Source organism: Acinetobacter sp. YH12151 (genome assembly GCF_013418355.1).
Lineage (GTDB): Bacteria > Pseudomonadota > Gammaproteobacteria > Pseudomonadales > Moraxellaceae > Acinetobacter > Acinetobacter pseudolwoffii.
In genome coordinates, this window is record NZ_VPCG01000086.1 from 1 (window position 1) to 5,724 (window position 5,724).

The window sequence follows — 5,724 nt, forward strand, 5'->3', positions numbered from 1 at the left end:
TAGGCGCAATTGCTGTGATTGCAGCCCAAGTAGAAGGATAATCTTTTTCAGATTCAATCAATAATTGAACCGCTCTTTCTCTGATTTCAGGGGTATATTTTAATTTTGTCATCGGGATAGTCTCTCAGAATATTGACTCTCCGACAAACCCGGTACGGTTCAAACATTCAACAACTTGTTCCTCTAACAGTTTTTACAGTATACGATTTCCTTTGGATACATCAATATGCGACATGGTGTCGCATATTAATTCTTAATTTAATTGAATTTAAAATAATGTACTAGTGAATAACTATGAATATAAAATTAAATTTCTCTTATCTAAAGTTTAATTTTTAATATTTGATTCGCGGGAATATTTGTGTATTTCTATTGGTTTTTATCTATATATTTTTTAATGGTTGGTGAGGAGGGGGTTTATTATATTTTGTGAGAATATTTATTAATTATAATTAATTTGTTTATTTTTTAATAATTATTAAATTATAAACTTTGATTTGACCTCAATCAATTACTGTTAATTTTTTCTTAAAAATAATTTTAGAGCTAAAAGGAAGACTAGGATTAGACGATCATACCGGTACAAAAATTTGTTTAAAAAAAAGAGGTGATCAAATTTCATCCAAGACTACTGTTACTCACCGTAGATTTATAGCTATAAAATTTTGTTACGTCATAAATAGTATGAAAAATATGCGGTGTTACGTCATAAATAGTGTAAAAAATATGCGGTGTTACGTCATAAAAAGAATTTAATGTATAAAAATTAATCTGTGTTACGTCATATTCAGTTTAAAAATTAAGCTGTGTTACGTCATAAAATTTTTATTTTTTATTTTTTATATAGAATATTAATTATTTATAAATTAAAGTAATTGTAATTTATGAAATATATAAAATAAATAGATGTGTTTAATCTGTTCTTTAAATTTATTAAAGTGCTTAATTTTATAATGAGAATGGTGGTGAATTTTATAATGTGATACTTTATTTTTATAATGTATATAATTTTTTAATTTAATTGAGTTAATTATTTTTGGTTTGATTTTTTTGTTATTATTTTATTTGCATTTTAGTGTTTGATGAGAAGGCTTCCTTGATGAAAAATGACACAGTTTTGTATCATTAATGACACAGTTTTATGTCACTAATGACACAGTTTTATGCCACTAATGACATAGTTTTATGTCACTAATGACGCAGTTTTATGTCACTAATGACATACCTTTGATACATAAATGCTCCAGATAAATTCAGCCTTTTCACACTAATGCACCACTATGCTTAAAATTAATATCATTTGTGACCAAATATTTTTTTATCTATAGGGATTGCATAGACATGACTGAGATGAAATGGTATGAATCAAGCTTTATTTTATAAGACTAAATAATAGTAATAATTATCAAGTGTTTATAGTAGTATCCATTTTTTAGCACTTTATAAAAATATTTGGGGTAAATATGAAACTACATAACGATAATTTAATCTTTTCTCCTTCAGATTTAATTTTGTTTCTAGAAAGTCCTTTTGCTTCCTGGATGGAACATTTCAGTCTTATTACTCCTGAAACTTTAGATTTAAAAGATCAAGATGATGCAATGATGCTCATGCTTCAGGATAAAGGCGCAGAGCACGAATCATCTGTATTGGAAGAGTTGAAGCGACAAGGCTTAACAATTACAGATATAGGATTAAGTTCAGATAAGAAAGCTGAAACGATACAGGCCATGAAAGAAGGTACAGATGTTATTTTTCAGGCTTGTTTGAGTAAAGGTGCATTTACTGGGTTTGCTGATTTTTTAGTTAAGGTTCCAGGTTCTAGTCAACTTGGGGACTATCATTATGAAATTTGGGACACCAAACTTTCTAAGTCACTACAACCTTATTACACCATCCAACTGTGTTGTTATCAGGAAATGATATCAGCTATTCAAGGCCGTTATTCGAATGATTTTGTCATTATTTTAGGTGATCAAACTCAACAGCGATTGAGAACACAAGAATTCTACTATTACTACCAATCAGTAAAAAATGCCTTTTTGCAATTACACGAAGAATTCGATTTGGAAAAGTGCCCTAATCCTTCTGACTCCAAGTCATGGGGTTGTTGGAGTAATTATGCGAAGCAATTACTCAAAGATAGAGATCATCTTTCTCAAGTTGCCACAATTACACGCTCGCAAATCAAGAAGCTGAATGCTGAGAGTATTCAGACAATGCAAGATTTGATTGATAGTGATAAGCTAAATATTAAGGGCTTGAATACTGATGTATATAATAGATTAAAAGCTCAGGCTCGGATTCAGCGGCAAAGTGAAGGGCTTACAACGCCTTTATTTGAAATCATTAACACTCATGAAAAACTAGGATTGGCATTATTACCTCAGCACTCTGAAAATGATGTGTACTTTGATATCGAAGGGTTTCCTTTAATTGAAGGGGGACTTGAGTACTTATGGGGATGTACATATTTCGATGAAAAAGATGAGCGTAAATTTATCGACTTTTGGGCTCACAATGAAATTGAAGAAAGAATAGCATTTAAATCATTTATCGAATGGGTTTATGCACGTTGGCAGCAAGATCCTACGATGCATATTTACCATTATGCAAACTATGAAATTGCTGCGTGTAAGAAGCTTATGTGCCGTTATGGGGTTTGTGAATTTGAAGTAGATCAATTGTTAAGAAATGAAGTTTTTGTTGATTTATACAAGATCGTTAAAAATGGATTGCTGATTGGTGAACCTAAATATTCTATTAAAAATGTAGAACACTTATACCGTGGTAAACGTGAGACAGAAGTGGGTTCGGGGGGTGATTCTGTTGTCGTGTATGAAAATTGGCGAGTTAATCCAGATGGCTTAACCTGGCAAACATCACAGGTCCTGAAAAGTATTCGAGACTACAATATTGATGATTGTAATAGTACGCAAGAGTTGGTGGCTTGGTTGCATCAGAAACAGCAAGAATTTGGCATCCAGTATGTAGGTAAAAAAGACATTGTAGAAAAAGAGGTAAGTGAGGAAATAACGGCAATAACTCACTTAAGAGATCAATTATTGAGTAAAGCAGAATCTCTTAAGGCTCACGATATAATTGAGTCACAAATTTGTGAAAACATGGCTTGGGCCCTGGAATTCCATCGTAGAGAAGCTAAGCCAGTTTTTTGGCGACTCTTTGAAAGAATGGGCTTAACAGTAGAAGAGCTTTATGATGACCTTGATTGTCTAGTAAATTGTATTCGTACAGACAAAGAGCCATTTAAACCAACCCCTAAAGCAAGAAGCTTAGCATATGAGTATTCATTTGATCCTCATCAAGAATTTAAAATGGCAAATACCACTAGCTTTTATATTCTTGGGGAGGAAGATGAAAAGGGGAACAATCTTAAAGCGACATTATTAAAAGAGCATTCATCAGTTTCAAAAGGCAGAATTTGCTTACAGCTTAAAGAACCGCTTTCTGTTGTGCATTTAATCCCAGATGATTATGTGAATCCAAAGCCTATTCCAAAAGCAATAGAAACAGTAGTTCGAAGCTATTATGAAAACCAGCTCAATGATGATGCTATTCTCCATTTTTTAAGACGGGATTATCCACGCATCAAGGGGATAGAAATGGGAGAAATAATTGTTTCTAGCCATAAAAATTTAGAAAAGTTGGATCAAATAAAATCGGCAATTTGTAATTTAGATAACTCATATATTGTAATTCAAGGACCTCCGGGTGCAGGAAAAACCTTTACAGGTAAGCATGTTATTGCGGAATTGCTTAAGCAAGGAAAGAAAGTAGGCATTAGCTCAAATTCCCACAAGGCAATTAATAATCTTTTGATTGGTGTGGCAGAGTATTGCCAAAATGAAATTATTCCAGCTCATTTCTGTTGTACAAAAAATACAGATGCTGAGATTGAAAACTTTGGAATTTCAGAAATTAAGAATGACAAAATAGTTGAATATCTTGATGGAGCATGTGTCATTGGTACCACAGCGTGGGGGTTTTCTCGTGAGGAATTAAATAAGCAATTTGATTATTTGTTTATTGATGAAGCAGGGCAAGTGTCGGTAGCGAACTTAATTGCAATGAGTCAATCCGCTCATAATCTAGTTTTAATGGGTGACCAAATGCAATTAGGACAACCAGCACAAGGTACGCACCCTGGCGATAGTGGTTTGTCTATTTTGGATTATTTGCTAAGAGATTATCCAACAATTGAGTCTAACCGAGGCATCTTTCTCGACACCACCTACAGAATGCATTCAAAAGTAAATGAGTTTATCAGTCAGGCCATTTATGAGGGTAAGTTAAATTCACACAAGTCTAACGATCTGCAAGTTATTCAAGTCCCTGATGCTTATAAGGGGGTATTAAATAAGGAAGCAGGTGTTGTATTCATCCCCGTTGAACATGAAGGAAATACTCAAGCGAGTGATGAAGAGGTTCAAGCGATTCAACATGCTGTGAATGAGCTTGTTGGGCGAATTTATACCGACAAGGATGGCAAGAAAAAGTCCATTACTCTAGATGATATGTTGTTTGTAGCACCGTATAACTTTCAGGTAACTAAACTTAAATCTACTTTAGGTGAAAATGCGAAATTGGGAAGTGTAGATAAGTTCCAAGGCCAAGAAGCACCTATCGTATTTTTTAGCTTATGTGCGAGTGATGCGAACGATTCACCACGTGGAATGGATTTTTTGTTTGATAAAAACCGTTTAAATGTAGCGAATTCGAGAGCACAGTCTTTAGCGATCGTAGTGGGTAATCCAAACTTAATGAATTGTAATGCAAGCAATATTAAACAGCAGAAGTTGGTGAATGTATTTTGTCAGTTAATGGCATATGCAAAATGAATAGTGAAATACATTAAAAAATTAATTTAAGGGTTGAAGGATATATAAGTGGCTATTGAAGTTCTAAATAAAAAATATGAATGTGTTGATTTTTATAGAAAAACAGTTTTTCCTCATATTTTGAGTTATGAAGAAAAACAAATAAAACTTGCACAGGATTTAAAAAACTTTAAGAAGGCAGTAGGCCATAATTTTCGACCTGATAAAATTTTGGGTGAAAATGGTTTAATAATTGATGATCCTAATCATCATACAGAAATAGATCCTTTTACAGTGCTAGCTTTAATCAATGTGGGAACTACTGAAAATAGAAAAAAAATGCATAGTCTTTTATTAAATAAGCCCGTCGATCTTGATTTAACAGGTATTCCAGAGTCTGATGCTCAAAGTGTGTGGTTTTATCCTTATAAGGCAAATGAAAAAAACAAAATAATAATAGAAAGATCTGTAAAAATTATCCCTAACTTGTGGAATTTATTTAAAGATGTTGTCGAAATTCAGGATGAAAATATCGATTCAATAAAAGATCAAGTTTTAGATATTTTACCCAATGCATCTATCGGAATTAATAAGCTTTCTACAGGATTGAGCCGTTGCCGGCCAGATTTATTTTTCCCTTTAAATTCGATAGGTACAAAGTTTCTTAATAAATATGACATTAAATACACAGATATTTCTGTTAATAACGTAGAAAAAGCATTAAAAGTATGGAGAGACTATTGCACTACTATATCAGAAAGGCTTTGTTGCATAAAGGTTTGAAAGGCTGAGTTCCCTTAAGCTACTCAAATTTAAGAGACAACTTGGGTATGAGGGCGACCTAATTCTGTGAATTTATTCAAGACTGCCATGCGTGCATGGATCT

Annotated in this window: 2 protein-coding genes; both read left to right on the top strand. The window is 32.8% G+C overall.

Features of this window, described 5'->3' with window-relative positions; genetic code table 11:
* The first annotated feature begins 1,463 nt into the window (after positions 1-1,463).
* Positions 1,464-4,859 (top strand): TM0106 family RecB-like putative nuclease, encoded by a 3,396-nt coding sequence (locus FTU82_RS15570; RefSeq protein ID WP_180001891.1) that lies wholly within the window; start codon positions 1,464-1,466, stop codon positions 4,857-4,859.
* 48 nt (positions 4,860-4,907) lie between these two features.
* Entirely contained in the window at positions 4,908-5,621 is a 714-nt protein-coding gene (locus FTU82_RS15575) for a hypothetical protein (protein ID WP_180101616.1), read from the top strand.
* Positions 5,622-5,724: the final 103 nt, after the last annotated feature.

Bases quoted from the DNA above. Each gene is read 5' to 3' on its own strand.
- FTU82_RS15570 (WP_180001891.1), top strand. From the start codon at position 1,464: ATGAAACTACATAACGATAATTTAATCTTTTCTCCTTCAGATTTAATT.